Here is a 21,551-nt window from a genome sequence, read left to right as displayed (position 1 = left end):
GCCGCTCATGAAACGCATCCTGTTCTGCGTGGTGCCCGAGAAGGGCCACGTCAATCCGTGCATCGGCCCGGCCCAGCATTTGCGCGCGGCCGGCTGCGACGTCGCGTTCTATGCGCCGGCCGACATCAGCGCACAGCTCGACGGCGCTGGCGACTTCGCGTTCGTCGGGCCGCGCGAGACGCCCGAGCGCCACGACCTGTCGCGCGGCGCGAGCTTCGCCGCGAACATTCGCGACGCCGACTGGCTGCGGCACTGGATCCGCACGCTGCTGATCGATCTGGCGCCCGCGCAGGTGGACGGCATCCGCGCGGTGCTGCGCGAATGGCAGCCCGACGTGGTCGTGATCGACCCGCTGCTGTATGCGGCGGCGATTGCGGCCCAGTTGGAAGGGCTGCCGTGGGTATCGATGTCGAATTCGCTGAATCCGGTGCTGCCCGACGATCTCGATTCGGAACTGCTGCGCACGGTGCGATGGCTCGCACCGGAACGCACGCGCCTGTTCGCGCGCTACGGCCTCGACGCACGCTTTCGCGGTTGCGACGTGCTGTCGCCGCACCTGACGCTCGCGTTCACGACCGACGCGCTGGTCGGCGCGCCGCCGCGCGGTGTCGATCTGGTCGGCCCCGCGATGCCGTCGGGCCCGCGCGGCGACGAGACGGCATTTCCATGGGAGCGCCTGGACGCGGATCGTCCGCTCGTCTACATGTCGCTCGGCAGCCAGCTTTACTACCACCCGGAGGTGTTCGCGAAGGTCATCGACGCGACGCGCGCGAGCGCCGCGCAACTGGTGCTGTCGGTCGGCGAACTGGTCGATTCGGATCTGCTGCCGGCCGGCGACGAACGCGTGATCGCGGTGCGTTACGCACCGCAACTGGCGCTGCTGCGGCGCACGCATGCGTTCGTCAGCCACGGCGGCGCGAATTCGGTGATGGAGTCGCTCGCGTGCGGCGTGCCGATGCTGCTGTCGCCGTTCTGCAACGACCAGTTCCATTCGGCGCACTTCGTCGAGCGGGCCGGCGCGGGTTGCGTGCTCGATCTGCGGCAGGCCGGTATCGCGGCCATTACCGGCGCGCTCGAACGCCTGTTGCGTGCGGGATCGTTGCGCGAGCACGCGGCGCGGATCCGCGACAGCTATGCCGCGTGCGACGGCTCCGCGCAAGCGGCCCGCCTGGTCAGCGCACTCGCTTCAGGAAGCCGCCTGGCGACAGCGTCATGAGCACGCGGTCCTCGATGTCGTGATCGATTTCGAACCGGTCGTCGCGGGCGAGAAATTCGCGTGTGGCGGTGGCCGGGTTGTTGCCGCGGCCGTACGGCTTGCCGTCGAACATCGACTCGGGCAGGTACTCCATGATGGTGTCCATCACGATTGCGTAGCTGCCGGGCGTCACGAACGGCGCATAGCATTCGAGTTCGCGCAGCACGTGCGCGTGCGTATGCGTGAGATCGAGGATCGCCATCATGCGCGCGCCGTCGTGGATCTGCGCCCGCACCGAGGCGAGCGTGTCGGCCGCGCACGATTCGCCTTCGATCAGCATCATGCGATGGGCGAGCCGGTGAGATTGCAGGCGCTGGCGAACCTCGTCGCGCAGGCGCGGTTCGATCGCGACGACGCGGCCCTCGGTGCCCGCCAGTTCCAGCATCGACGCGGTGAACACCACGCCGCCGCCTGCCGCGATGCCGGTCTGCACGATGCAGTCGGGGCGCTCGCGCCAGATCAGTTCCTGGAGCGCGAGCATGTCGCCGGGTAGATGGAAGAAGCGCTCGCCGAGCCAGCGGGTCTGGAACAGATGGCCGAATTCGCCGGCGCGCGTCAGCCATTCGATGTTGATGTCCCGCATGCGGGCCGAAGGACGCTCTGACATGGTCGATGCAACGAGTAGGAGTGACGTGAAAACGCTGGAACCGTGGCTTCACCGGTACTGGGACATCGGCCCGGCGCGCCTGCAGGCGCTGGCGTCGGGCCATACTAACAAAACCTATCTCGTCGAGTGCGATGCGGGGCGGACGGTGTTGCGCGTGTCGTGGGCCGGCAAGCCGGTCGCGCAGATGCGGCGCGAGGCGTCGATACTCGCGCGTCTCGGCGAGGCGCGCATGGCCTCGACGCTGCCCGCGCTGCCGCGGCTGCGGCCGACCGTCGACGCGCAAACCGGCGTGCAGACGCCCGACGGAAGCTGGTTGCATCTGTTCGAGCATATCGACGGCCGTCCCGGCCTGCCGGACGACCGGCACGCGGGAGCGATCGATGCGATGCGCACGCTCGCGCATCTGCATACGGCGCTGGCCGCGATCCCCGCGAGCGAAGCGACGCCGCTCGCATGGCTGTCCGCACGTCATGCACGCGTGGCGGCGCGCGCGATGCCGTCGCTGCCGGCCGACTTGCACGACGACTACGACACGGTGATCCGGCGCATCGGCACGCATCTCGACGCGGCGGCGGCGTGGCTCACGGGGCCCGTGCAGTGGCTGCACGGCGACTATCACGCGGGCAACCTGCTGTATGTGGGCAACGCGGTGAACGGCGTGCTCGATTTCGACGATGTGGGGCAGGGTGCGCAATGGCTCGAGGCGGCCTTCGCGTCGTTCGCGCTGTCGCGCGATGCGGGCCGGGACGACGGCTTTGTATTCGACCGCGGGCGATGGACGGCCTGCTTGCACACTTATATGGCGACGCGGCCGGATGCGGCGCCCGATTGGCTGCGCGACAACCACGACACGCTGACGACGCTGTTCTGCGCGGACCAGTCGCTGATCCATCTCGAAGCCGCGCAGCGCGGCCTATGGATGCCGGGGCCCGGCATCGGGTTCCTCGGCGGCTGGCGCCAGTTGCTGGACGGCGCGGCGCCCGCGGGCTAGCCGGCAGGCGCGTCAGCGCTGCCGGTTCAGGAACAGCCGCACGGCTTCGACCGTGTTGGGCCGCGCGTCGCCGTGCCGCGATCCGTCGTGCAGGCAGAACAGTACGTCGCGATGCTGCGCCGTGCACGCGTCGACATGCGCGCACATCGCGTCGAACAGCGCTTGCGACGAGGGCGCCGGCCGTTGCCAGTCGTCCAGTATCGCGGTCCAGCTCGTGTGTTCGCGTTGCAGGCGCGCGAGCACGGCGGCGCGATCGTCGTGCGGCATCAACCCGTACGGCAGCCGCAGCGGGATCGCGTGCGGCGCGGCAACGCCGGCGCGGCGATACACATCGCGAATCAGCGCATCGGTCATGTCGATTTCGTCGATCAGTGCGGCGTCCGCGAGCGCGCCCGGCTTCGCGTGCGAATAGGTGTGATTGCCGAGCCGGTGGCCTTCGCGCGCGATGCTCGTTGCGACGCCGAGCGCGCCCGCCAGATGCTTGCCGAGCACGAAGAAGGTCGCCGTGCACGACGCATCGCGCAGCACGTCGAGCAGCGCGGGCGTCGAGGGCCCGGGGCCGTCGTCGAAACTGAAATGAATGGATATCATCGGTTGCCCGGGCCGCTCACTGAACTGGCTCGATGGCCAGCGGGCACGTGCCGACCGGACGCAGCCGGGTGCCGGTCCATTCGTAGAAGAATCGGGCCGCTTTCGCATTGCCGTCGCCGCAATCGTCGTTGAAGCAGCCGGCGACGATCAGCAGCCTGCTGCCGGCACGGAAGTCGACGCGCTCGTCGTCGTTGCCCATCACGCCCGAGACGGCCGTCACGCCGGGCATCGTGTACGTCGCGCCCGTGTCCTTGTCGACGATCGCGAAATTTCGGCAATCCGTTCCGCAACCCCAGATCGCGACGCGGTAGTGACCGGCAAAGTTGGCCGGTTGCGCGAACGCGTCACGAATAACGGTGCGATAGAGGCGCGCTTCGTGGCTGGTGAGCCGAGGCGCGGCAGCCGGTTTGCGCGGCGCGCGGGCGGCGGCGGCCGGTGCCGGGTAACGGTCGAACGCAGGCGATGCACAGGCCGCGGCCGCCGTGGCTGCGGGCGCAGCACCGGTGGCGCCGGCCGTCAGTGCGGCCGATGCGCCGGCGATCAGCAGAAGTCGATGGGCGAGCGCCACGCGAGTGTCTTTCATGGTCGAGATCGAGGTCGGGCCGCGGCGGCCGAATGGCCGGCGGCGACGATTGTATGACGCTTCGCGCGTGCGGGCGCCGGGGCAGCGCGCATGCACCGTACCCCGACAATCGTTCCGGCCGTGACGGTCGTCACGGCGAAAGGGCGTCGCGCCCGGCGACACCGCGACTCGCGCACCGGGCGGCGCCGGCGCCGCTCAATCGGCCAGCCGCTTGTCGGCGAGCGCCTTGCAGCAGTCCTCGTACACCCACTGCACGAGTTTGGCCCGATAGTCGAGATCGTCGGTATCGACGATTTCCTCGACCGCGTCGCGCGCCCACGACGCGTCGACGAAGCCCGCATGCCGCTTCGCGATGTCCTGCGCGAGCGCCGCGAGCCGGGCGACCGAGAGCCAGTCGGCCTGGCGGTGATGGCGGTCGAGCCAGCGGTGCGCGGCCTGGACCTGGAACGCGGCGTCCGGCCAGGATTCGTTCAGGTAAAACGCGCCGAGGTTGCCGCAGGTGAGCCAGCAAAGCAGCTCCAGGCGGTCTTGCGAGCCGAGGGTATGGGATGCGTCGGACATGGCAGCGCTCACGAAGTGCGTCGATTCCGGGCGGCGCCGGCCGCAACGGGCCGATGCCGATATTAAAAACATAGCACGATGCGGGCCCGGCCGCGCACCCGGGCGGATGCCGACGTGACGGCGGCCCGAAGCGTGCGGCGCCTGCCGTGCGCGGCGCGCGGCGGAGCACCGGCGCTAGGGCGCGCCGGTCCTTTCGAATGGCTGTCATTCGTCACACCAGCCACCGAAACGCTCGCTAGAATGGCGGCTTCCCTGGAGGCGGAACACGATGAAAATCTACGACCAGTTCTACATCGACGGCGCGTGGCGCAAACCGGCCGGCGCCGGCACGATCGACGTGATCGATTCGGGCACCGAAGCCGTGATCGGCCGGATTCCCGAGGGCGTCGCGTCCGACGCGCAGGACGCGATCCGCGCGGCGCGCGCGGCCTTCGACGCGTGGGCGGCCACGCCGGCCGCGACGCGCGCGGGCTACTTGCGCAAGATCGTCGAGCATCTGCAGGCACGCAGCGAGGAACTCGCGCAGTCGATCACCGGCGAAGTCGGCATGCCGATCAAGCTGTCGCGCGCAATCCAGGTCGGCGGCCCGGTCTACAACTGGAAGGCGTACGCGAAGCTCGCCGAATCGTTCGAATTCGAGGCGCGGGTCGGCAATTCGCTGGTGGTGCGCGAGCCGGTCGGCGTCGTCGCGGCGATCACGCCGTGGAACTATCCGCTCAACCAGATCACGCTGAAGGTCGCGCCGGCGCTCGCGGCCGGCTGCACGGTGGTGCTGAAGCCGTCTGAAGTCGCGCCGCTCAACGCGTTCATGCTCGCCGAAGCGATCCACGAAGCCGGGCTGCCGGCCGGCGTGTTCAACCTCGTGTGCGGGTATGGCCCGGTCGTCGGCGAGGTGCTGGTCACCGATCCGGACGTCGACATGGTGTCGTTCACCGGCTCGACGCGCGCGGGCAAGCGCGTGGCCGAGCTGGCGGCCGCGGGCGTCAAGCGCGTCGCGCTGGAGCTGGGCGGCAAGTCGGCGTCGGTGATCCTCGACGATGCCGATTTCGCGACGGCGGTGAAGGGCACGGTCAACGCGTGCTACCTGAACGCGGGCCAGACCTGCTCCGCGCATACGCGGATGCTGGTGCCGGAAGCCCGCTACGACGAAGCGCGCGAGATCGCGAAGGCCGCGGCCGAAACGTACGTCGCGGGCGACCCTCGGCAGGAGACGACGCGCCTCGGCGCGCTGGCGTCGGCCGCGCAGCAGCAGCGCGTGCAGGCGTACATCCAGCGAGGCATCGACGAAGGCGCGGAACTCGTGACGGGCGGCACCGGTTTGCCGGAAGGGCTCGCGAAGGGCTTCTTCGTGAAACCGACCGTGTTTGGCCGCGTCGATCCGAAAGCGACGATCGCGCAGGAAGAGATCTTCGGGCCGGTGCTGTCGATCATCACGTATCGCGACGAAGACGAGGCCGTGCGGATCGCGAACGATTCGCCGTACGGGCTCGGCGGCGCGGTGTGGGCCGGCAGCGACGAACGCGCGATGCGCGTCGCGCGCCGCATCCGCACGGGGCAGGTCGACATCAACGGCGGCACGTGGAACGCCGCCGCGCCGTTCGGCGGCTTCAAGCAGTCGGGGCATGGCCGCGAGAACGGCGTGTACGGGCTCGAGGAATACCTCGAATACAAGTCGATGCAGCTGAGGCCGGCGAAGCCGGCCTGAGCGTTTCATCCCGCATGACCGCGCAACGGCACGCTCGCGTGCCGTTTTTTATTGACGGCCGTCAAGGTGCGCGGCGGTGGATCGTCGATCATCGCGATTTCGATGTTCCGACGAGGTTTCAGATGACCGTACGCACTTCCTTTCCGCCGCTGACGATCCGCGGCCGCACCTTGCTGCCGGTCGTGCAGGGCGGCATGGGCGTCGGCATCTCCGCGCACCGGCTGGCGGGCAGCGTCGCGCGCGAAGGCGCGGTCGGCACGATCGCGAGCATCGACCTGCGTCACCATCATGCGGACCTGCTCGCGCGTTGCCGCGCGCACCCCGATCGCGCGACGCTCGAGGCGTCGAACCTCGACGCGCTCGCGCGCGAGATCCGTCTCGCGAAAACGTACAGCGAAGGGCGCGGGATGATCGCGGTCAACGTGATGAAGGCGGTGAGCGCGCATGCGGACTACGTGCGGGTCGCGTGCGACGAGGGCGCGGACGCGATCGTGATGGGCGCGGGCCTGCCGCTCGATCTGCCCGATCTCACGCAAGGGCACGACATCGCGCTGATTCCGATCCTGTCGGACAGCCGCGGGATCGCGCTGGTGCTGAAGAAGTGGATGAAGAAGGGGCGGCTGCCCGATGCGATCGTGATCGAGCATCCGGCGCACGCGGGCGGCCACCTCGGCGTCACGCAGATCGACGACATGCACGACGCGCGCTTCGATTTCGCGCGCGTGCTCGACGAGACCGCGCAGGTGATGGCATCGCTCGGCCTCGCGCGCGACACGATCCCGTTGATCGTGGCCGGCGGGATCAACAGTCACGACACGGTGCGCGCGGCGCTCGCGGCCGGCGCGAACGGTGTGCAGGTGGGCACGCCGTTCGCGGTGACGGAAGAAGGCGACGCGCACCCGAACTTCAAGCGTGTGCTGGCCGATGCGACGCCCGACGACATCGTCGAATTCGTCAGCGTGACGGGGCTGCCGGCACGCGCGGTGAAGACGCCGTGGCTCGATCGTTACCTGCGCAACGAGACGCGCATTCGCAACAAGCTCGGCGCGTTCAAGCAGCGCTGCCCGACCGCGCTCGAATGCCTGAGCGTATGCGGGCTGCGCGACGGCATCGAGAAATTCGGCCACTTCTGCATCGACACGCGGCTTGCGGCCGCGCTGCGCGGCGACGTCTCGAACGGGCTGTTCTTCCGCGGCCGCGAAGCATTGCCGTTCGGCCGCGCGATCCGCAGCGTGCGCGATCTGCTCGACCTGCTGCTGACGGGCAGTGCGACCGAGCCTGCGGCAAACCGTCCCACGTTTACGCTGGCTTGACCAATATCAAGATGACGGAAAGACCCTACAGGGAGAATGGAAACCATTCTTTGGGGGTCCGTACCATGCATAAAACGATTCGAACATGTGTCACCGCAGCCGCCGTCGCGGCCAGCTTCGTCGCGATGCCGTCGCTGTCGCACGCGGCGTCGCCCGGCGACGGCATCAATCAGGGTGACGTACTGGTCCGGCTTCGCGCGATCAGCATCCAGCCGAACGAGCGCGCGAGCGACACGCTCGGCGCGATCAACACCGGCGTGAACAACGCGATCGTGCCCGAGCTCGACTTCACGTACATGATCCGCGACTACCTCGGCGTCGAGCTGATCCTCGGCACGTCGCGGCATCAAATGACGTCGAGCCTCGGCAATCTCGGCGGCGTGGGCGTGCTGCCGCCGACGCTGCTGCTGCAGTATCACTTCAACCATGCGGGCAAGGTGCGTCCGTACGTCGGCGCCGGGTTGAACTACACGTACTTCTACAACAACGGGCTCAACGTCGGCGGCGAGGGCGTGTCGATCAACAAGAGCAGCTTCGGTCCGGCACTGCAGTTCGGCGTGGACGTGCAGTTGACGAAGAAGGTGTTCATGAACGTCGACGTGAAGAAGATCTGGATGAGCACCGATGCGACGCTCGGCGACAAGGGCATCGGCACGCTGCACATCGATCCGCTGATCGTCGGCATCGGCGTCGGGATGAAGTTCTAGACACGACGCGCTCGCGCGAAAGGAACAGAGTTGGGGTTGGCGGCATGGCGGTCGGCATGCCGCTCTTTTTTTGTGCAGTGGATTTACAGCTTGTCGTACTGGAAACGCATCGCGGTGCCTTCGCGCGTGATGCGCTCCCACACCGCGCGCTTTTCGTCGTCGCTCAGGAACACCCAGTTCGACACTTCGGCGGCCGTGCGGCCGCAGCCCTTGCAGACTTCGTCGAAGAGCGTCGAGCACACGCCGATGCAGGGGCTGTCGGGGAGGTCGTGAAGATTGGAGGCCATCGGGAGGGTTCGCGCAGTTGAATCGTCAGCCGCCATTTTAATGCATCGCGACGGCCCGGCCGGCCGCCGGCGCCGGGCGCACGCGCCCGCCATCCGAACGCCGCTTCGCCGCTGCCCGTTTTTCCCGGTGGACAGCCGCCGATTACCCGATAGAATTCCCCCGGAACGCCCCGCCGCACGGGCGGTTCGACCGACCGGCGGCGGGAATCTGTTCCGTTTGCGCGACACCGGCATGATTTTTTTGTGACGGGGCGCGAATGATGGTAGTTTTCGGGGTTTTCGAGGGGCGGCGCGCCAGAATGCGCCGCCATGACGAGGCAGACGGCAGCCGGGCAACGCGTCCGGCCGAAGGGAGAACGGGATGAAAGCAAAGGTAGTGGGCCGGTTCGCAGCGCTCGCGCTGTGCGTGGGGGCGTCGGCGGCAGCGGCGAAGGATACGCAGCTCAATGTCTATAACTGGTCGGACTACATTGCGAAGGACACGATCCCGAACTTCGAGAAGCAGGCGGGCGTCAAGGTTCGCTACGACAACTACGACAGCGACGACACGCTGCAGGCGAAGCTGCTGACCGGCAGCTCGGGCTACGACATCGTCGTGCCCACCAGCAACTACGCGGGCAAGCAGATCGCCGCCGGCATCTTCGCGCCGCTCGACAAGTCGAAGCTGCCGAACCTCAAGTACCTCGATCCGCAACTGATGGCGCTCGTCGCCGGCGCGGACCCGGGCAACAAGTATTCGGTGCCCTGGGCATATGGCACGACCGGCCTCGCATACAACCTGACGAAGGCGCAGCAGGCGCTCGGCAAGGTACCGCTCGACAACTGGGACATCCTGTTCAAGCCGGAAAACCTCGCGAAGCTGAAGACCTGCGGCGTGTCGGTGCTCGACGCACCCGACCAGATGTTCGCGGCGACGCTGCACTACATCGGCAAGGACCCGATGAGCACGAACCCGGCCGACTACAAGGCCGCGATGGACGTGCTGAAGAAGATCCGTCCGTACATCACGCAATTCAACTCGTCGGGCTACATCAACGACCTGGTCGGCGGCGACATCTGCTTCGCGTTCGGCTGGTCGGGCGACGTCGTGATCGCGAAGCATCGTGCGATCGAGGCGAAGAAGCCGTACAAGGTCGAGTACTACATTCCGAAGGGCGGCGCGCCGGTGTGGTTCGACGTGATGGCGATCCCGAAGGATGCGAAGAACAAGGAAGCCGCGCTGCAGTGGATCAACTACATCGAGGATCCGAAGGTGCACGCGGCGATCACGAACGCGGTGTACTACCCGAGCGCGAACGCCGAGGCACGCAAGTACGTGCGGCCCGACGTCGCGAACGACCCGGCCGTGTATCCGCCGGCCGACGTCGTGAAGACGCTGTTCCTGCTCAAGCCGCTGCCGCCTGAAATCCAGCGTCTGCAGACGCGTCTGTGGACCGAGCTGAAGTCGGGCCGCTGACGCGAGCCGAAGTGAATCAGCAGTCATGAAGCCCCTGGTGCCCCCGGGGGCTTTGTTCGTCTAACGCAGGAGAGAAGCAGCACATCATGAATAGCCAGTCGGGCGCGCCGGTCGCGGGCGCGCCGTTCTCCGTTTCCTCCTCCGGCGCCGATGCGCGCGCCGAGAACTTTGTCCAGATCGTCGACGTCGTCAAGAAATTCGGCGACACCGAAGCCGTGCGCAGCGTCAACCTGACCGTGCGCCAGGGCGAGCTGTTCGCGCTGCTCGGCAGCTCGGGCTGCGGCAAGTCGACGTTGCTGCGGATGCTCGCGGGCCTCGAGACGGTCACGTCGGGCAAGATCCTGATCGACGGCGAGGACCTCGCGCAGATGCCGCCGTACAAGCGGCCCGTGAACATGATGTTCCAGTCGTATGCGCTGTTCCCGCACATGTCGGTCGAGTCGAACGTCGCGTTCGGGCTGAAGCAGGAAGGCACGCCGAAGGCCGAGCTGAAGGCGCGCGTCGCGTCCGCGCTCGAACTCGTGCAGATGGGCAAGTATGCGAAGCGCAAGCCGCATCAACTTTCCGGCGGCCAGCAGCAGCGCGTTGCGCTTGCGCGTTCGCTGGTCAAGCGCCCGAAGCTGCTGCTGCTCGACGAGCCGATGTCCGCGCTCGACAAGCAGATCCGCCAGCGTACGCAGATCGAGCTCGTCAACATCCTGAACAAGGTCGGCGTCACCTGCATCATGGTCACGCACGATCAGGAAGAGGCGATGACGATGGCGAACCGCCTCGCGGTGATGAGCGAAGGGCAGATCGTGCAGATCGGCTCGCCGAACGAAGTGTACGAATACCCGAACAGCCGCTTCTCGGCCGAATTCATCGGCTCGACGAACCTGTTCGACGGCGTGACGGTCGAGGACGAACCCGATCACGTGTACATCGAATCGCCGGAACTGCCGAGCCGGCTGTACGTGAGCCACGGGATCTCGGGCCCGCTCGGGATGCCGGTCACGGTGTCGGTGCGCCCCGAGCGGATCGCGCTCACCCGCAAGCCGCCCGAAGGTGCGTTCAACTGGGCGCGCGGCCGGATCAGCAACGTCGCGTACATGGGCGGCTATTCGCTGTATCACGTGAAGCTCGACGGGGGCAAGACGGTGATCGCGAACGTGTCGAGCCTCGCGATTTCCGAACTCGACACGCCGGTGCTCGCTGACGAGATCTACGTGCGCTGGAGCGCGACCGCCGGCGTGGTGCTGACGTCATGAACGCGTTCAAGTCCCTGCTCGAGTGGCCGGTGCGGCGCTTCAACCTGACGGGCGCCACGGCGGTCGTGGCCGGGCCGTTCACGTGGCTCGTGCTGTTCTTCCTCGTGCCGTTCGTGCTGGTCGTGAAGATCAGCTTCGCGGAGCTGCAGCTCGGCATCCCGCCGTATACGGAGCTCGCGTCGTACGCCGACGGCGTCGTGCACGTCGCGCTGAACCTGTCGCACTACGCGTTCCTGTTCACGGACAGCCTGTATTTCGCGACCTACGTGAACTCGGTGTGGGTCGCCGCGATCACGACGCTGCTGTGTTTGCTGCTCGGCTATCCGATGGCGTATTACATCGCGCGCTCGAATCCGGCCACCCGCAACCTGCTGATGATGGGCGTGATGCTGCCGTTCTGGACGTCGTTCCTGATCCGCGTGTATGCCTGGATCGGGATCCTGAAGAACAACGGGCTCCTGAACAACTTCCTGATGTGGATCGGGCTCACGCATACGCCGATCGAGCTGTACCGCACGAACTATGCGGTGTACATCGGGATGGTGTATTCGTACCTGCCGTTCCTCGTGATGCCGCTCTACGCGCACCTCGTGAAGATGGACCTGCGCCTGCTCGAAGCCGCGTACGACCTCGGCGCGAAGCCGTGGAAGGCGTTCGTGCAGATCACGCTGCCGCTGTCGAAGAACGGGATCATCGCGGGCTGCCTGCTGGTGTTCATCCCGGCGGTCGGCGAGTACGTGATTCCGGAGCTGCTCGGCGGCGCGAATACGCTGATGATCGGCCGCGTGATGTGGAACGAGTTCTTCAACAACGCGGACTGGCCGATGGCGTCTGCCGTGACCTGCGCGATGGTGCTGCTGCTGCTCGTGCCGATGGCGATGTTCCAGCACTTCCAGGCGAAGGAACAGGGAGGCCGTCGATGAAGCCGAATCGCTACCTGCAGTTCGCGGCGTTGTTCGTCGGCTTCGCGTTCCTGTACATCCCGATCCTCAGCCTGATCGTCTATTCGTTCAACGAGTCGAAGCTCGTCACCGTGTGGTCGGGTTTCTCGTTCCGCTGGTATGAGGCGCTCGTCGAGGACGACGAGTTGCTGACGGCCGCGTGGCTGTCGCTGAAGATCGGCGTGCTGACCGCGTTCGCGTCGGTGTTCATCGGCACGTGGGCCGGCTTCGTGCTCGCGCGGATGGGCCGCTTTCGCGGCTTCGCGCTGTTCAGCGGGATGATCAACGCGCCGCTCGTGATCCCCGAGGTGATCCAGGGGATCTCGCTGCTGCTGCTGTTCATCGAGCTCGCGAAGTGGATCGGCTGGCCGGCCGAGCGCGGCGTGTTCACGATTTGGCTCGGCCACGTGATGCTGTGCATCTCGTACGTCGCGATCATCGTGCAGTCGCGCGTGCGCGAGCTGAATCCGTCGCTGGAAGAAGCCGCGCTCGATCTCGGCGCGACGCCGCTGAAGGTGTTCTTCACGATTACGCTGCCGCTGATCTCGCAGGCGCTGATCGCGGGCTGGCTGCTGTCGTTCACGCTGTCGATCGACGACCTCGTGCTGTCGGCGTTCCTGTCGGGCCCCGGCTCGACGACGCTGCCGCTCGTCGTGTTCTCGCGCGTGCGCCTCGGGCTGAACCCGGAGATGAACGCGCTCGCGACGCTGTTCATCATCGCGGTGACGGCCGGCGTCGTGATCGCGAACTTCGTGATGCTGCGTCAGGAACGCAAGCGGATGGCGGGGTTTGCGGCCTGATACGGCGGTTGTGGCCTTCAAGAAAAACGCCCGGCGCCGACGACGAGTCGGCCCGGGCGTTTTGTTTGGCGGCGCGTAACGATCGCCGGCCCATCGCCGGCGTTTATGCGCCGAGCGCCGCCTTCGCCAGCAATCCCAGCGCGACGCAGACGAGCACGGCCGCGAACCCGGCCTGCACGTGCCGCGCGGCGAGGTGGCGCGACGCGCCGCGGCCGGCGGCCATGCCGAGCGCGGTCGCGACGCTGAACCACAGCGTCACGTCGAGCGGCGCGCGCGTGCCCGACACGAGCGTCGCGAACACGCCGCCGGTACCGACCAGCGCGATCACCATCAGCGACGTCGCGACCACCCCATGCATCGACACGTTCGTGAACTTGCGCAGCATCGGCACGATCACGAAGCCGCCGCCGACACCGAGCAATCCCGTCATCAAGCCCGTGACCGCGCCGGTCGACGCCAGCGCGATGCCCACGGGCCACGACCACACGAGCCGGCCCGTATCGGGATTCACGCGGCCGACGCACAGCGGCGACGCGTCCGCGTCGGTCGCCTGCCGCCGCAGCGCCTGTCGTAGCAGGCGGCTGGCGACGACCAGCATCGTCAGCGCGAACAACGTGAGCAGCAGGCGCTGCGGCAGTACGTGCGCGAGTCGCACGCCGAGCGTGGTCAGCGGCACGCCGGCCACGGCCATCAGCAGCGCCGCGCGATAGCGCACGAGCCCGCGGCGGAAGCCTTCGAGCGCGCCGAGCGCGGCGCTGCCGGCTACCGCGACGAGCGCGACCGGCGTCGCTTGCTGCATCGGCCAGCTCATCCCGACGACGAGGGCCGGCACCGCGAGAATGCCGCCGCCGGCGCCGGTCAGGCCGAGCACGGCACCGACGAAGCCGCCGAGTACGAGGGAAATCAGCATGACGTCATCGCGCTCCGGTCAACGGGCGATCGCGGGCTTCGCGAGCCATTCGCGGCCCTTGAGCATCGCCTTCCAGTAGAGCGGCGGCAGCACGCGTTCCTTGAGCAGCCACGCGAGCCGCGACGGGCGCTTGCCGTCGATCAGCCACGCGGGGAAGGTCGGCGCGACCTTGCCGCCGTACAGGAATTCGGCGAGCACGATCTTGCCGCGCTCGACGGTGAGCGGGCACGAACCGTAGCCGTCGTACGCGGCGTCGCCCTGTGCGCGGCCGAGCGACGCGAGCAGGTTGTGCGCGACGACGGGCGCCTGCTTGCGGGCGGCCGCGGCCGTTTTCGCATTGGTCGTGTTGGTGACGTCGCCGAGCGCGTAGATGTCCTCGAATTGCTTGTGGCGCAGCGTCGCCGGATCGACGTCGATCCAGCCGGCCGCGTCGGCGAGCGGGCTCGCGCGTACGAAATCGGGGGCCTTCTGCGGCGGCACGACGTGGATCATGTCGAACGAACGCTCGACGGTTTCCCTGCCGCCTTCCGGCAGCGCGCGCGAGAACGTCGCACGGCGCGCGGGCCCGTCGATCGCGACGAGGTTGTGGCCGAACGACAGCGCGATGTCATAGCTTTTCACATACTCCATCAGCGCCGGCACGTAATCGGCGACGCCGAACAGCGCGCCGCCCGCATTCAGGAATTCGACGTTCGCGGCGTCGAGACGCCCCGTGCGCCGCCAGTGGTCGCACGACAGGTACATCGCCTTTTGCGGCGCGCCCGCGCACTTGATCGGCATCGGCGGTTGCGTGAAGAGTGCATTGCCGCCGCGGAATGCGCGCACCAGCTCCCACGTATACGGCGCGAGATCGTAGCGGTAGTTCGACGTGACGCCGTTGCGGCCGAGCGTGTCGGCGAGGCCGTCGATCGCATGCCAGTCGAGCTTGAGCCCCGGACACACGACGAGCCGGCGATAGCCGATGCGCCGGCAACCGTCGAGCACCACCACGTGCGCGTCGGGTTCGAAGCCGGCGACCGCGGCCTGGATCCGCTGCACGCCGCGCGGCAGTACGTCGGTCATCCTGCGCGCGGTCGTCTCGGGGCAGAACACGCCCGCGCCGACCATCGTCCAGCCGGGCTGGTAGTAGTGAACGTCGGCGGGATCGATCACCGCGATGTCGAGCGACGCGTCGCGCGCGAGCAGGCTCGACGCGACCGCGATGCCGGCCGCGCCCGCGCCGACGATCACGATGTCGTGTCGCGCGTCCACGGCCGGCGCGCTCTGGCGGCCGTCCTGCGCGATACGCGAGGCGAGCGCGCTCAGGTCGTAGCCGGCCGCGCCGGCGGTGGCGATGAGGTCGTCCAGCGGGCGCAGCCCCGCCTGCGACAGCGCCCACAGCGTGGCCGACCGCGTGCCGCTGCGGCAGTACGCGAGCACGGGCCCATTCAGCGACGCAACGAGCGCGCCGAACTGCGCGGCCTGGTCGTCGGTCACCTTGCCGGTATCGACCGGCAGGTAGTGCACGTCGATGCCGAGCGGCGCGGCGGCCGCGCGGATCTCGGTGACGGTCGGCTGGTCGGCGCCTTCGCCGTCGGGCCGGTTGCAGATGATCGCGCGAATGCCCGCCGCGTGAAGCGCGGGCAGGTCGGCCGTCGCGATCTGCGGCGAGACCGACAGCGTGTCGGTCAGCTTGCGGATGGTCATATTGGGGGGGCTCCGTTTGGGGGCGCGCGGCTCAGATCGCGTCGAGCGGGATCTTCAGGTAGCGCACGCCGTTGTTCTCGGGTTCGGGCAGGTGGCCGGCGCGCATGTTGACCTGCACCGACGGCAGCATCAGCACCGGCATGTCGAGCGTCGCGTCGCGCGCGGTGCGCATCGCGACGAAATCGTCCTCGCTCACGCCATCCCTCACGTGCACGTTCGCGCGGCGCTGCTCGGCGACGGTCGTCACGAACTGCACGTCGCGGCCGCCCGGCTGGTAGTCGTGGCACAGGTACAGGCGCGTGTCGGGCGGCAGCGCGAGCACGCGCATGATCGAGCGGTACAGCGTGCGCGCATCGCCGCCGGGGAAGTCACAGCGGGCCGTGCCGTAGTCGGGCATGAACAGCGTGTCGCCGACGAACGCCGCGCGCTGCGTCGCGTCGTCCACGCAGTAGGTCATGCACGCGGGCGTGTGGCCCGGCGTGTGCAGCGCGCGGATCGTCAGCGCGCCGAGTGCGAGCGTGTCGCCGTCGTCGACGAGCCGGTCGAACTGGCGGCCGTCTTCCGCGAAGCCGGGGCCTGCGTTAAACAGCGTGCCGAACACGTGCTGCACGCGGCGCACGTGCGAACCGATCGCAATCTGGCCGCCGACCTGCGCTTTGAGGTAGGGCGCGGCCGACAGGTGGTCGGCGTGCACGTGCGTCTCCAGCAGCCAGTGCACGGTCGCGCCGAGTTCGGCGACGCGCGCGATCAGCCGGTCGGCGCTGGCGGTGCGCGTGCGGCCGGATTTCGGGTCGTAGTCGAGCACGCTGTCGATCAGCGCGCATGCGCGGCTTGTCGTATCGAGCAGGAGATAGCTGACGGTGTGGGTCGCCGGGTCGAAAAAGCCTTCGACCGACAGGGCGGGGGCGTTGCTCACGGGGTGTCCTCGATCGGGTGCTGCATCTGCAATCGCGATCTTTATCTCAAGAAGCATGCCAACCTGCGGCGCGGTACCGGCCAATGTGGCAGGGGCTTGATTCGGCTCGGATTTTCGGGACGTCGGCGGCCCTGTGGAGATGTCAACGACAGCCGATGGCGGACGAGAACTGCCACATCTGGCAGTGTCGTGGCAGAATTGGCAGTCAGCCTGGCAGTCCATCCGGGCGCCCCTTCGCCGAGCGAGCCGCCGCATGAATCCGCACGACACCATTCCGATCGTCCCCTCCGCGCGTCACGACGCGATGCCCGACGTACGCGCGCTCGTCGCATATCTCGAGCAGGACCCGCAGCCGATGATCGTCGTCGACCCCGACTACCGGATCCTCGCGGCGAACGATGCGTACCGGCGCCAGTTCGGCGTGGCCGGCGTCGAGCATGTGGGCCGGCACTGTTTTCAGGTGTCGCATCATTACAACGTGCCGTGCGACCAGGCCGGCGAGCATTGCCCGATGAAGCAGGCGCTCGAATCGCGCGGGCTCAACCGCGTGCTGCACATCCATCACACGCCGCGCGGCCCCGAGCATGTCGACGTCGAGTTGCGGCCGATCTTCGACGCGGACGGCAACGTGATCGCGTACGTCGAGCGGCTGACGACGGTGCGCAGCGCGTCCGCGCAGCCGAGCGCGGAAGGGCTCGTCGGCGGCTCGGACGCGTTCAACGCGGCGCTCGGCGCGCTGCAGCGCGTGGCGCCGTCGACGCTGCCGGTACTGCTGCTCGGCGAATCGGGCACCGGCAAGGAGCTGTTCGCCCGCGCGCTGCACGAGGCGAGCGATCGCGCGATGGGGCCGTTCGTCGTCGTCGATTGCTCGGGGATCGCCGAGACGCTGTTCGAGAGCGAACTGTTCGGCTACGAGAAAGGCGCGTTCACGGGCGCGAACCAGCGCAAGCCGGGCCTCGTCGAGACCGCGCAGGGCGGCACGCTGTTTCTCGACGAGATCGGCGACGTGCCGCTGCCGATGCAGGTGAAGCTGCTGCGGCTGATCGAATCGGGCACGTTCCGGCGCGTCGGCGGCGTCGAGGCGCTGCGCGCCGATTTCCGGCTCGTCGCGGCCACGCACAAGCCGCTGCGCGAGATGATCGACGACGGCCGGTTCCGGCAGGATCTTTACTACCGGATCAACGCGTTTCCGATTCCGCTGCCGGCGCTGCGCGAACGGCAGGGCGACGTCGCGCTGCTGGCCGAATCGATCCTGCGGCGGATCGCGAACGCGCGCAGCAACGCGGGCGACGCGAATGCGCGACCGTTCACGCTGACCGAGCGTGCGCGCGCGTGCCTCGATGCGTATGCGTGGCCCGGCAACATCCGCGAGCTGCGCAACGTGCTCGAACGCGCGTGCCTGTTCGCGGACGACGGGACGATCCGCGTCGAACATCTGCCGGCCGAGCTCGTCGTGGCCGCGGCGGCGCCGCATGCGCAGGCGGCGGATGCGGGCGGCGTGTCGGATGCGGAGCTCGTCCGGATCGCGCGCGCGTTCGACGGCACGCGCAAGGCGCTCGCCGCGCAGCTCGGCTTGAGCGAACGGACGCTGTACCGCCGGATGAAGGCGCTCGGGCTCGGCACGCGCGAGCGCTGAACGGGCGTGGTGCGTGCCGCTGGCAGCGGCACACGGCTTTGTCGATAATGGCGCGTTCGATTCCGGCTCTCTCCATCTCCGATGAAAAGGCATGTTCTTTCGAGTTGTCTGTTGCTCACAGTCGCAGCGCTGGCCAGCCAGGCGCACGCCGCCGATTACACGTGGACCGATGCGGCCGGCGCGCACGCGGTGACGCTCGCCAGAACCGCGTCCGGCGACGACGTCGAACTCAAGGTGTCCGCGACGCTCGACGGCCGCCCCGACTGGGCAGTGCGCGACTACGTGAAGGCATGCCCGGTCGACGTGATTCTCGACGTCGTGCCGAAGTCGATCGAAATGCGCGACCTGCTCGGCAACGGCCGCAAGCAGTTCCTGTTCGCGTACAAGATCGGTTGCCGCGGCGACGTGAGCGCCGATCAGGTCAAGTACTTCCTGATCGACGCAGGGACGAAATACGTGCTTCGTGGCGAGGAGATCGTCACGGTCAACGGCAAGTTCGTCGACGGGGGCGCGGCGCCCGTGCCGAACGCAGACCTGAAGGCGCAGCCCGCGTTTCTACGCTATATGACGAAGCATTGGCGCGGGATCAGCATGCGCAACGACTAGGGCGTGAACACGCCCTAGGCGGATGCCCGGCCGTTGCGTGCGGTACGGGCGGGTCGATACGGGTTGAGCCTGCCACGCAATAAAAAATCACAACAAGACGACAATTAATTATCGTTTTACGATAATTATCGACGTACAATCGACGCTCGTTCAATCGTCGTCGAGGAGACGCCATGCATTCCGATCGCATTGCCCGTATCAGCCAGCAGATGGCCACCGTCACGCTGGGGTTCATCGTCTGCATGCTGGTGCTCAACGCTGCGTGCTGGCTGTTTCCGTCGCTGAGCGCAGCCTCGGGGCCCGGCTTCGTATTCGGCCTCACGGATTCGGTACTCACCAACCTGCACGTGGACGTTGCCGCGTTCCCGTGGTGGCAGAAGGCGGTCGGCATCCTGCTGTCGAGCGTGCCGCTCGTCGCGCTCGCGAATGGCCTGCGGCATCTGCGCGCGCTGTTCCGCACGTATGCGCGGCGCGACTATTTCTCCGCACAGGCGGCCGGCCATCTCGGCAAGACGGGGCGGGCGATCGGCCTGTGGGTGCTGCTGAGCCTGCTGTGCGAGCCGCTGCTGAGCGTGTGGGCGACGCTGCGCGAACCGGTCGGCCATCGGGTGGTCAGCCTCGGCTTCACCATGCCGTACGTGGTCGCGTTGTTCACCGCGGCCTGCATCGCGATCATCGCGCACATTCTCCGGCAGGCGAGCGAGCTCGATGCCGAGCATCGGCAGTTCGTCTGAGGCGCGCGATGACGATCGTAGTCAAGCTCGACGTGATGCTCGCGATGCGCAAGGTCCGCTCGAAGGATCTGGCGGCCGCCGTCGGCATCACCGAACAGAATCTGTCGCTGCTCAAGCAGGGGAAGGTGAAGGGCATCCGCTTCGCGACGCTCGACGCGATCTGCCGTTATCTCGACTGCCAGCCGGGCGACCTGCTCGCGTTCAGCGATGACGGCGGCGGCACGCCCGACTGACGCAGCGCGCTCGCGGCGTGCCGATGCGGCGGGGCGCCGTCGGTCGCGCGTCGTCGCGCTCGCGGTCGTGGTGTCCGTATCGCTCCACCTGCTCGGATGGTTGCTGATGCAACGAGTGCCGCCAGCGGGTAGCCCGAAATCCGTCGAGCGGCCGCGCACCGCGCTGCGCGTCGAGTTGATTCCCGCGCGGCCGACGCCAGAGGTGATCGCACGCGAGATCGGGCGGGTCGGCCCGAATGCAGGCGGGCGCGGCAACGTGCAATCGGCGAAACGTTCTGCGGTGGTGGCGAACGCGCAAAGGGCCGCGCGTTCGTCTGCGGATATGCCGGATGCATCGCACAGGCAAGGCCAGACGACGGCCAGTGCAAGTGCCAACGAGCCGGCGACCGCTGCGAGCCCCGATCTCGACTGGCGTCGCGATCTGGATGCAATCGGTGCACAGCCACGCACGGCGCGCAGCCCCGCGCAGGCGGCCGTCGGCGCGCTGGGCGCATCGTCCGGCGACACATCTGCGCATCGTCGCGCCGTCGACGCCAGGCTGGCCGACGGCATGTCGGGCGCGCGTCGCGCCGATTGCCGCAACGCGTACGCGGGTGCCGGCCTGCTCGCGTTGCCGATGCTCGCGCTGGATGCGGTTCGCGATACCGGCTGCCAATGGTGAAACGGGCGGCACACGGGAACCCCGCTTGCCGCCCGCGAATCACGCGATCAGCGCGCCGGCGCCAGCTGCGCCATCGCCTCGCGCATGAAACCGAGCAGTGTGTCGTCGGTCCACGAATCCTTCGTCAGCGCCGGCTCGTTCATCAGCGCGTGGCGGAATTTCGCGTGCGTGGCCGGATCGTGGCCCGCGTAGCTGCAGAACAGCTCGAGCCAGCGCTGCGCGAGCGCGCGGCCTTGCGGCGAATCGGGCCGCGTGCCCGCATCGATCGCGTCGCGCACGTCGGCCATCAGTTGCGGCCATTCCATCGCCCGTTGACGGTAGTGCGCGCGCATGAAGCGGCTCTCGTCCGGCGTGAGGTACTTCTCGAAGAGCCGCATCTTCGTTTCCGACGAGGCCCGCAGCACATAGTCGCGCAACGCCGTCGAGATGCCGATCTTCGACTGCATCGACGGCTCCTGCTCATGCATCAGATTCAGCTTCGCGAGCAACCGCGGATCGTTGTTCGTGTCGCGTACCAGCAGCGCCATCCAGCGCGCGGCAAGCGCACGTACGCGCTCGTCCTCGGCGGGCACACCCGCCTCGTGCAGCGTACGGACCTCGTCGACGAGCGCGATCCATTCCGCGTCGCCGGCCTGGCTCTTCTGGTACATCGGCAGGCGCGCGAGTTCTTCCTCGGAGAAATATTTGTCGTACACGGTCATCAACTCCAGTGTGGTGAGCCAATCGGCCAGTTCCGGCTCGGTGCCCGCCGCGAGCTGCGCATGCAGGCTCGCGAGCCGCTCGCGCAGCTGCGCGGTTTGCGCGAGCTGGCGGTCGAGCGACGCGATCTGCTTCGCGACGAGATCGACGAGCGGCGTGCCGGGCCGGTTCAGGTAATCGCCGATTTCGGCGAGCGACAGTCCGAAGCGACGCAGGGCCTGGATCTGGTGGAGCCGGGCGATGTCGTCGCGGTCGTACAGCCGGTAGCCGTTGTCGGCGCGCGCCGAAGGCGTCAGCAGACCGATCGCGTGATAGTGATGAAGCGTGCGGACGGTCAGCCCGCTGCGTTTCGCCAGTTCTCCCACTTTCAGTCGCATTCGTTCCTCCGTTCGGTACGCACACTGGAGTCTCGAACGTTACGCTACG

The 21,551-nt window shown here is 67.8% G+C and carries 23 protein-coding genes; 14 read left to right on the top strand and 9 right to left on the bottom strand.

The window, feature by feature from the left end:
• Window positions 1-7 precede the first annotated feature (7 nt).
• A complete protein-coding gene (locus JYG37_RS10975) occupies window positions 8-1,216 on the top strand; it encodes a glycosyltransferase (protein ID WP_050015526.1) in 1,209 nt (402 codons plus the stop codon).
• On the opposite strand, the gene JYG37_RS10970 is transcribed toward JYG37_RS10975, so the two are convergent.
• The gene (locus JYG37_RS10970) at window positions 1,173-1,862 is read right to left on the bottom strand and encodes a cephalosporin hydroxylase family protein (RefSeq protein ID WP_089488469.1); all 690 of its coding nucleotides are present in this window, start codon (window positions 1,860-1,862) and stop codon (window positions 1,173-1,175) included. The genes JYG37_RS10975 and JYG37_RS10970 overlap by 44 nt on opposite strands.
• A gap of 25 nt (window positions 1,863-1,887) precedes the next feature.
• On the opposite strand from JYG37_RS10970, the gene JYG37_RS10965 reads away from it, so the two are divergent.
• A complete protein-coding gene (locus JYG37_RS10965; protein ID WP_213345399.1) occupies window positions 1,888-2,853 on the top strand; it encodes a phosphotransferase in 966 nt (321 codons plus the stop codon).
• Between the two features lie 12 nt (window positions 2,854-2,865).
• Here JYG37_RS10965 and JYG37_RS10960 read toward each other — a convergent pair whose 3' ends face one another.
• From JYG37_RS10960 to JYG37_RS10950, 3 genes are all read right to left on the bottom strand, one after another.
• On the bottom strand, window positions 2,866-3,444 hold the full coding sequence (locus JYG37_RS10960) for a polysaccharide deacetylase family protein (RefSeq protein WP_176015646.1): 579 nt from the start codon (window positions 3,442-3,444) through the stop codon (window positions 2,866-2,868).
• Window positions 3,445-3,460: 16 nt separating this feature from the next.
• Window positions 3,461-4,012 (bottom strand): hypothetical protein, encoded by a 552-nt coding sequence (locus JYG37_RS10955; protein WP_050015518.1) that lies wholly within the window; start codon window positions 4,010-4,012, stop codon window positions 3,461-3,463.
• A gap of 210 nt (window positions 4,013-4,222) precedes the next feature.
• A complete protein-coding gene (locus JYG37_RS10950; protein ID WP_006488152.1) occupies window positions 4,223-4,588 on the bottom strand; it encodes a hypothetical protein in 366 nt (121 codons plus the stop codon).
• Between the two features lie 268 nt (window positions 4,589-4,856).
• Here JYG37_RS10950 and JYG37_RS10945 point away from each other — a divergent pair, with 268 nt between their 5' ends.
• The 3 genes from JYG37_RS10945 (at window position 4,857) to JYG37_RS10935 (ending at window position 8,313) form a co-directional block, all read left to right on the top strand.
• Window positions 4,857-6,293 (top strand): aldehyde dehydrogenase family protein, encoded by a 1,437-nt coding sequence (locus JYG37_RS10945; RefSeq protein WP_050015516.1) that lies wholly within the window; start codon window positions 4,857-4,859, stop codon window positions 6,291-6,293.
• Between the two features lie 122 nt (window positions 6,294-6,415).
• Window positions 6,416-7,606, top strand: a complete 1,191-nt coding sequence (locus JYG37_RS10940; protein ID WP_213345398.1) for an NAD(P)H-dependent flavin oxidoreductase — start codon at window positions 6,416-6,418, stop codon at window positions 7,604-7,606.
• A gap of 65 nt (window positions 7,607-7,671) precedes the next feature.
• Window positions 7,672-8,313 (top strand): OmpW/AlkL family protein, encoded by a 642-nt coding sequence (locus JYG37_RS10935; RefSeq protein ID WP_124640150.1) that lies wholly within the window; start codon window positions 7,672-7,674, stop codon window positions 8,311-8,313.
• 83 nt (window positions 8,314-8,396) lie between these two features.
• Here the strand turns inward: JYG37_RS10935 and JYG37_RS10930 are convergent, their stop codons facing one another.
• Window positions 8,397-8,600, bottom strand: coding sequence for a DUF1289 domain-containing protein (locus tag JYG37_RS10930; RefSeq protein WP_006493160.1), 204 nt, complete (start codon window positions 8,598-8,600; stop codon window positions 8,397-8,399).
• A gap of 361 nt (window positions 8,601-8,961) precedes the next feature.
• Between JYG37_RS10930 and JYG37_RS10925 the strand changes: the two genes are divergently transcribed.
• The 4 genes from JYG37_RS10925 (at window position 8,962) to JYG37_RS10910 (ending at window position 13,044) form a co-directional block, all read left to right on the top strand.
• Entirely contained in the window at window positions 8,962-10,056 is a 1,095-nt protein-coding gene (locus JYG37_RS10925; RefSeq protein ID WP_050015511.1) for a polyamine ABC transporter substrate-binding protein, read from the top strand.
• Window positions 10,057-10,142: 86 nt separating this feature from the next.
• On the top strand, window positions 10,143-11,303 hold the full coding sequence (locus tag JYG37_RS10920; RefSeq protein WP_050015509.1) for an ABC transporter ATP-binding protein: 1,161 nt from the start codon (window positions 10,143-10,145) through the stop codon (window positions 11,301-11,303).
• Complete coding sequence (locus JYG37_RS10915) at window positions 11,300-12,226, top strand: ABC transporter permease subunit (protein WP_050015507.1); 927 nt, start codon at window positions 11,300-11,302, stop codon at window positions 12,224-12,226. The genes JYG37_RS10920 and JYG37_RS10915 overlap by 4 nt, the downstream gene beginning before the upstream one ends.
• On the top strand, window positions 12,223-13,044 hold the full coding sequence (locus JYG37_RS10910; protein WP_124640148.1) for an ABC transporter permease subunit: 822 nt from the start codon (window positions 12,223-12,225) through the stop codon (window positions 13,042-13,044). Before JYG37_RS10915 ends, JYG37_RS10910 begins: the two co-directional genes overlap by 4 nt.
• Window positions 13,045-13,147: 103 nt before the next feature.
• Here JYG37_RS10910 and JYG37_RS10905 read toward each other — a convergent pair whose 3' ends face one another.
• From JYG37_RS10905 to JYG37_RS10895, 3 genes are read right to left on the bottom strand one after another with little or no spacing between them, the layout of a single operon-like run.
• Window positions 13,148-13,954, bottom strand: coding sequence for a sulfite exporter TauE/SafE family protein (locus JYG37_RS10905; protein ID WP_050015504.1), 807 nt, complete (start codon window positions 13,952-13,954; stop codon window positions 13,148-13,150).
• Window positions 13,955-13,972: 18 nt separating this feature from the next.
• Window positions 13,973-15,640, bottom strand: a complete 1,668-nt coding sequence (locus JYG37_RS10900; RefSeq protein ID WP_213345396.1) for a bifunctional protein tyrosine phosphatase family protein/NAD(P)/FAD-dependent oxidoreductase — start codon at window positions 15,638-15,640, stop codon at window positions 13,973-13,975.
• A gap of 31 nt (window positions 15,641-15,671) precedes the next feature.
• Window positions 15,672-16,556 (bottom strand): MBL fold metallo-hydrolase, encoded by an 885-nt coding sequence (locus tag JYG37_RS10895; RefSeq protein ID WP_050015500.1) that lies wholly within the window; start codon window positions 16,554-16,556, stop codon window positions 15,672-15,674.
• 253 nt (window positions 16,557-16,809) lie between these two features.
• Between JYG37_RS10895 and JYG37_RS10890 the strand changes: the two genes are divergently transcribed.
• The 5 genes from JYG37_RS10890 to JYG37_RS10870 all read left to right on the top strand — a co-directional run bounded on the left by JYG37_RS10890 (window position 16,810) and on the right by JYG37_RS10870 (window position 20,426).
• Window positions 16,810-18,192, top strand: coding sequence for a sigma-54 interaction domain-containing protein (locus JYG37_RS10890; RefSeq protein WP_213345394.1), 1,383 nt, complete (start codon window positions 16,810-16,812; stop codon window positions 18,190-18,192).
• 81 nt (window positions 18,193-18,273) lie between these two features.
• The gene (locus JYG37_RS10885; RefSeq protein ID WP_089488465.1) at window positions 18,274-18,798 is read left to right on the top strand and encodes a M949_RS01915 family surface polysaccharide biosynthesis protein; all 525 of its coding nucleotides are present in this window, start codon (window positions 18,274-18,276) and stop codon (window positions 18,796-18,798) included.
• A 173-nt stretch (window positions 18,799-18,971) separates the two neighbouring features.
• Complete coding sequence (locus JYG37_RS10880) at window positions 18,972-19,532, top strand: DUF2975 domain-containing protein (RefSeq protein WP_050015496.1); 561 nt, start codon at window positions 18,972-18,974, stop codon at window positions 19,530-19,532.
• An 8-nt stretch (window positions 19,533-19,540) separates the two neighbouring features.
• The gene (locus tag JYG37_RS10875) at window positions 19,541-19,765 is read left to right on the top strand and encodes a helix-turn-helix domain-containing protein (RefSeq protein WP_050015494.1); all 225 of its coding nucleotides are present in this window, start codon (window positions 19,541-19,543) and stop codon (window positions 19,763-19,765) included.
• The gene (locus JYG37_RS10870) at window positions 19,740-20,426 is read left to right on the top strand and encodes a hypothetical protein (RefSeq protein ID WP_176015648.1); all 687 of its coding nucleotides are present in this window, start codon (window positions 19,740-19,742) and stop codon (window positions 20,424-20,426) included. Before JYG37_RS10875 ends, JYG37_RS10870 begins: the two co-directional genes overlap by 26 nt.
• Window positions 20,427-20,473: 47 nt before the next feature.
• Here the strand turns inward: JYG37_RS10870 and JYG37_RS10865 are convergent, their stop codons facing one another.
• Window positions 20,474-21,502, bottom strand: coding sequence for a MerR family transcriptional regulator (locus tag JYG37_RS10865; protein WP_213345393.1), 1,029 nt, complete (start codon window positions 21,500-21,502; stop codon window positions 20,474-20,476).
• Between the last annotated feature and the right edge of the window lie 49 nt (window positions 21,503-21,551).

Origin of the sequence: Burkholderia sp. LAS2 (assembly GCF_018417615.1) — a bacterium.
GTDB lineage: Bacteria > Pseudomonadota > Gammaproteobacteria > Burkholderiales > Burkholderiaceae > Burkholderia > Burkholderia sola.
The sequence above is the reverse complement of the archived record's forward strand: the minus strand, read 5'-3'. Positions and strand labels throughout refer to the sequence as shown.

What these genes read in the sequence shown, in the direction of transcription:
- JYG37_RS10975 (WP_050015526.1), top strand. Translation starts at nt 8, where the DNA reads ATGAAACGCATCCTGTTCTGCGTGGTGCCCGAGAAGGGCCACGTCAAT.
- JYG37_RS10970 (WP_089488469.1), bottom strand. Translation starts at nt 1,862, where the DNA reads ATGTCAGAGCGTCCTTCGGCCCGCATGCGGGACATCAACATCGAATGG.
- JYG37_RS10960 (WP_176015646.1), bottom strand. Translation starts at nt 3,444, where the DNA reads ATGATATCCATTCATTTCAGTTTCGACGACGGCCCCGGGCCCTCGACG.
- JYG37_RS10950 (WP_006488152.1), bottom strand. Translation starts at nt 4,588, where the DNA reads ATGTCCGACGCATCCCATACCCTCGGCTCGCAAGACCGCCTGGAGCTG.
- JYG37_RS10945 (WP_050015516.1), top strand. Translation starts at nt 4,857, where the DNA reads ATGAAAATCTACGACCAGTTCTACATCGACGGCGCGTGGCGCAAACCG.
- JYG37_RS10940 (WP_213345398.1), top strand. Translation starts at nt 6,416, where the DNA reads ATGACCGTACGCACTTCCTTTCCGCCGCTGACGATCCGCGGCCGCACC.
- JYG37_RS10935 (WP_124640150.1), top strand. Translation starts at nt 7,672, where the DNA reads ATGCATAAAACGATTCGAACATGTGTCACCGCAGCCGCCGTCGCGGCC.
- JYG37_RS10930 (WP_006493160.1), bottom strand. Translation starts at nt 8,600, where the DNA reads ATGGCCTCCAATCTTCACGACCTCCCCGACAGCCCCTGCATCGGCGTG.
- JYG37_RS10925 (WP_050015511.1), top strand. Translation starts at nt 8,962, where the DNA reads ATGAAAGCAAAGGTAGTGGGCCGGTTCGCAGCGCTCGCGCTGTGCGTG.
- JYG37_RS10920 (WP_050015509.1), top strand. Translation starts at nt 10,143, where the DNA reads ATGAATAGCCAGTCGGGCGCGCCGGTCGCGGGCGCGCCGTTCTCCGTT.
- JYG37_RS10915 (WP_050015507.1), top strand. Translation starts at nt 11,300, where the DNA reads ATGAACGCGTTCAAGTCCCTGCTCGAGTGGCCGGTGCGGCGCTTCAAC.
- JYG37_RS10910 (WP_124640148.1), top strand. Translation starts at nt 12,223, where the DNA reads ATGAAGCCGAATCGCTACCTGCAGTTCGCGGCGTTGTTCGTCGGCTTC.
- JYG37_RS10905 (WP_050015504.1), bottom strand. Translation starts at nt 13,954, where the DNA reads ATGCTGATTTCCCTCGTACTCGGCGGCTTCGTCGGTGCCGTGCTCGGC.
- JYG37_RS10900 (WP_213345396.1), bottom strand. Translation starts at nt 15,640, where the DNA reads ATGACCATCCGCAAGCTGACCGACACGCTGTCGGTCTCGCCGCAGATC.
- JYG37_RS10890 (WP_213345394.1), top strand. Translation starts at nt 16,810, where the DNA reads ATGAATCCGCACGACACCATTCCGATCGTCCCCTCCGCGCGTCACGAC.
- JYG37_RS10885 (WP_089488465.1), top strand. Translation starts at nt 18,274, where the DNA reads ATGAAAAGGCATGTTCTTTCGAGTTGTCTGTTGCTCACAGTCGCAGCG.
- JYG37_RS10880 (WP_050015496.1), top strand. Translation starts at nt 18,972, where the DNA reads ATGCATTCCGATCGCATTGCCCGTATCAGCCAGCAGATGGCCACCGTC.
- JYG37_RS10875 (WP_050015494.1), top strand. Translation starts at nt 19,541, where the DNA reads ATGACGATCGTAGTCAAGCTCGACGTGATGCTCGCGATGCGCAAGGTC.
- JYG37_RS10870 (WP_176015648.1), top strand. Translation starts at nt 19,740, where the DNA reads ATGACGGCGGCGGCACGCCCGACTGACGCAGCGCGCTCGCGGCGTGCC.
- JYG37_RS10865 (WP_213345393.1), bottom strand. Translation starts at nt 21,502, where the DNA reads ATGCGACTGAAAGTGGGAGAACTGGCGAAACGCAGCGGGCTGACCGTC.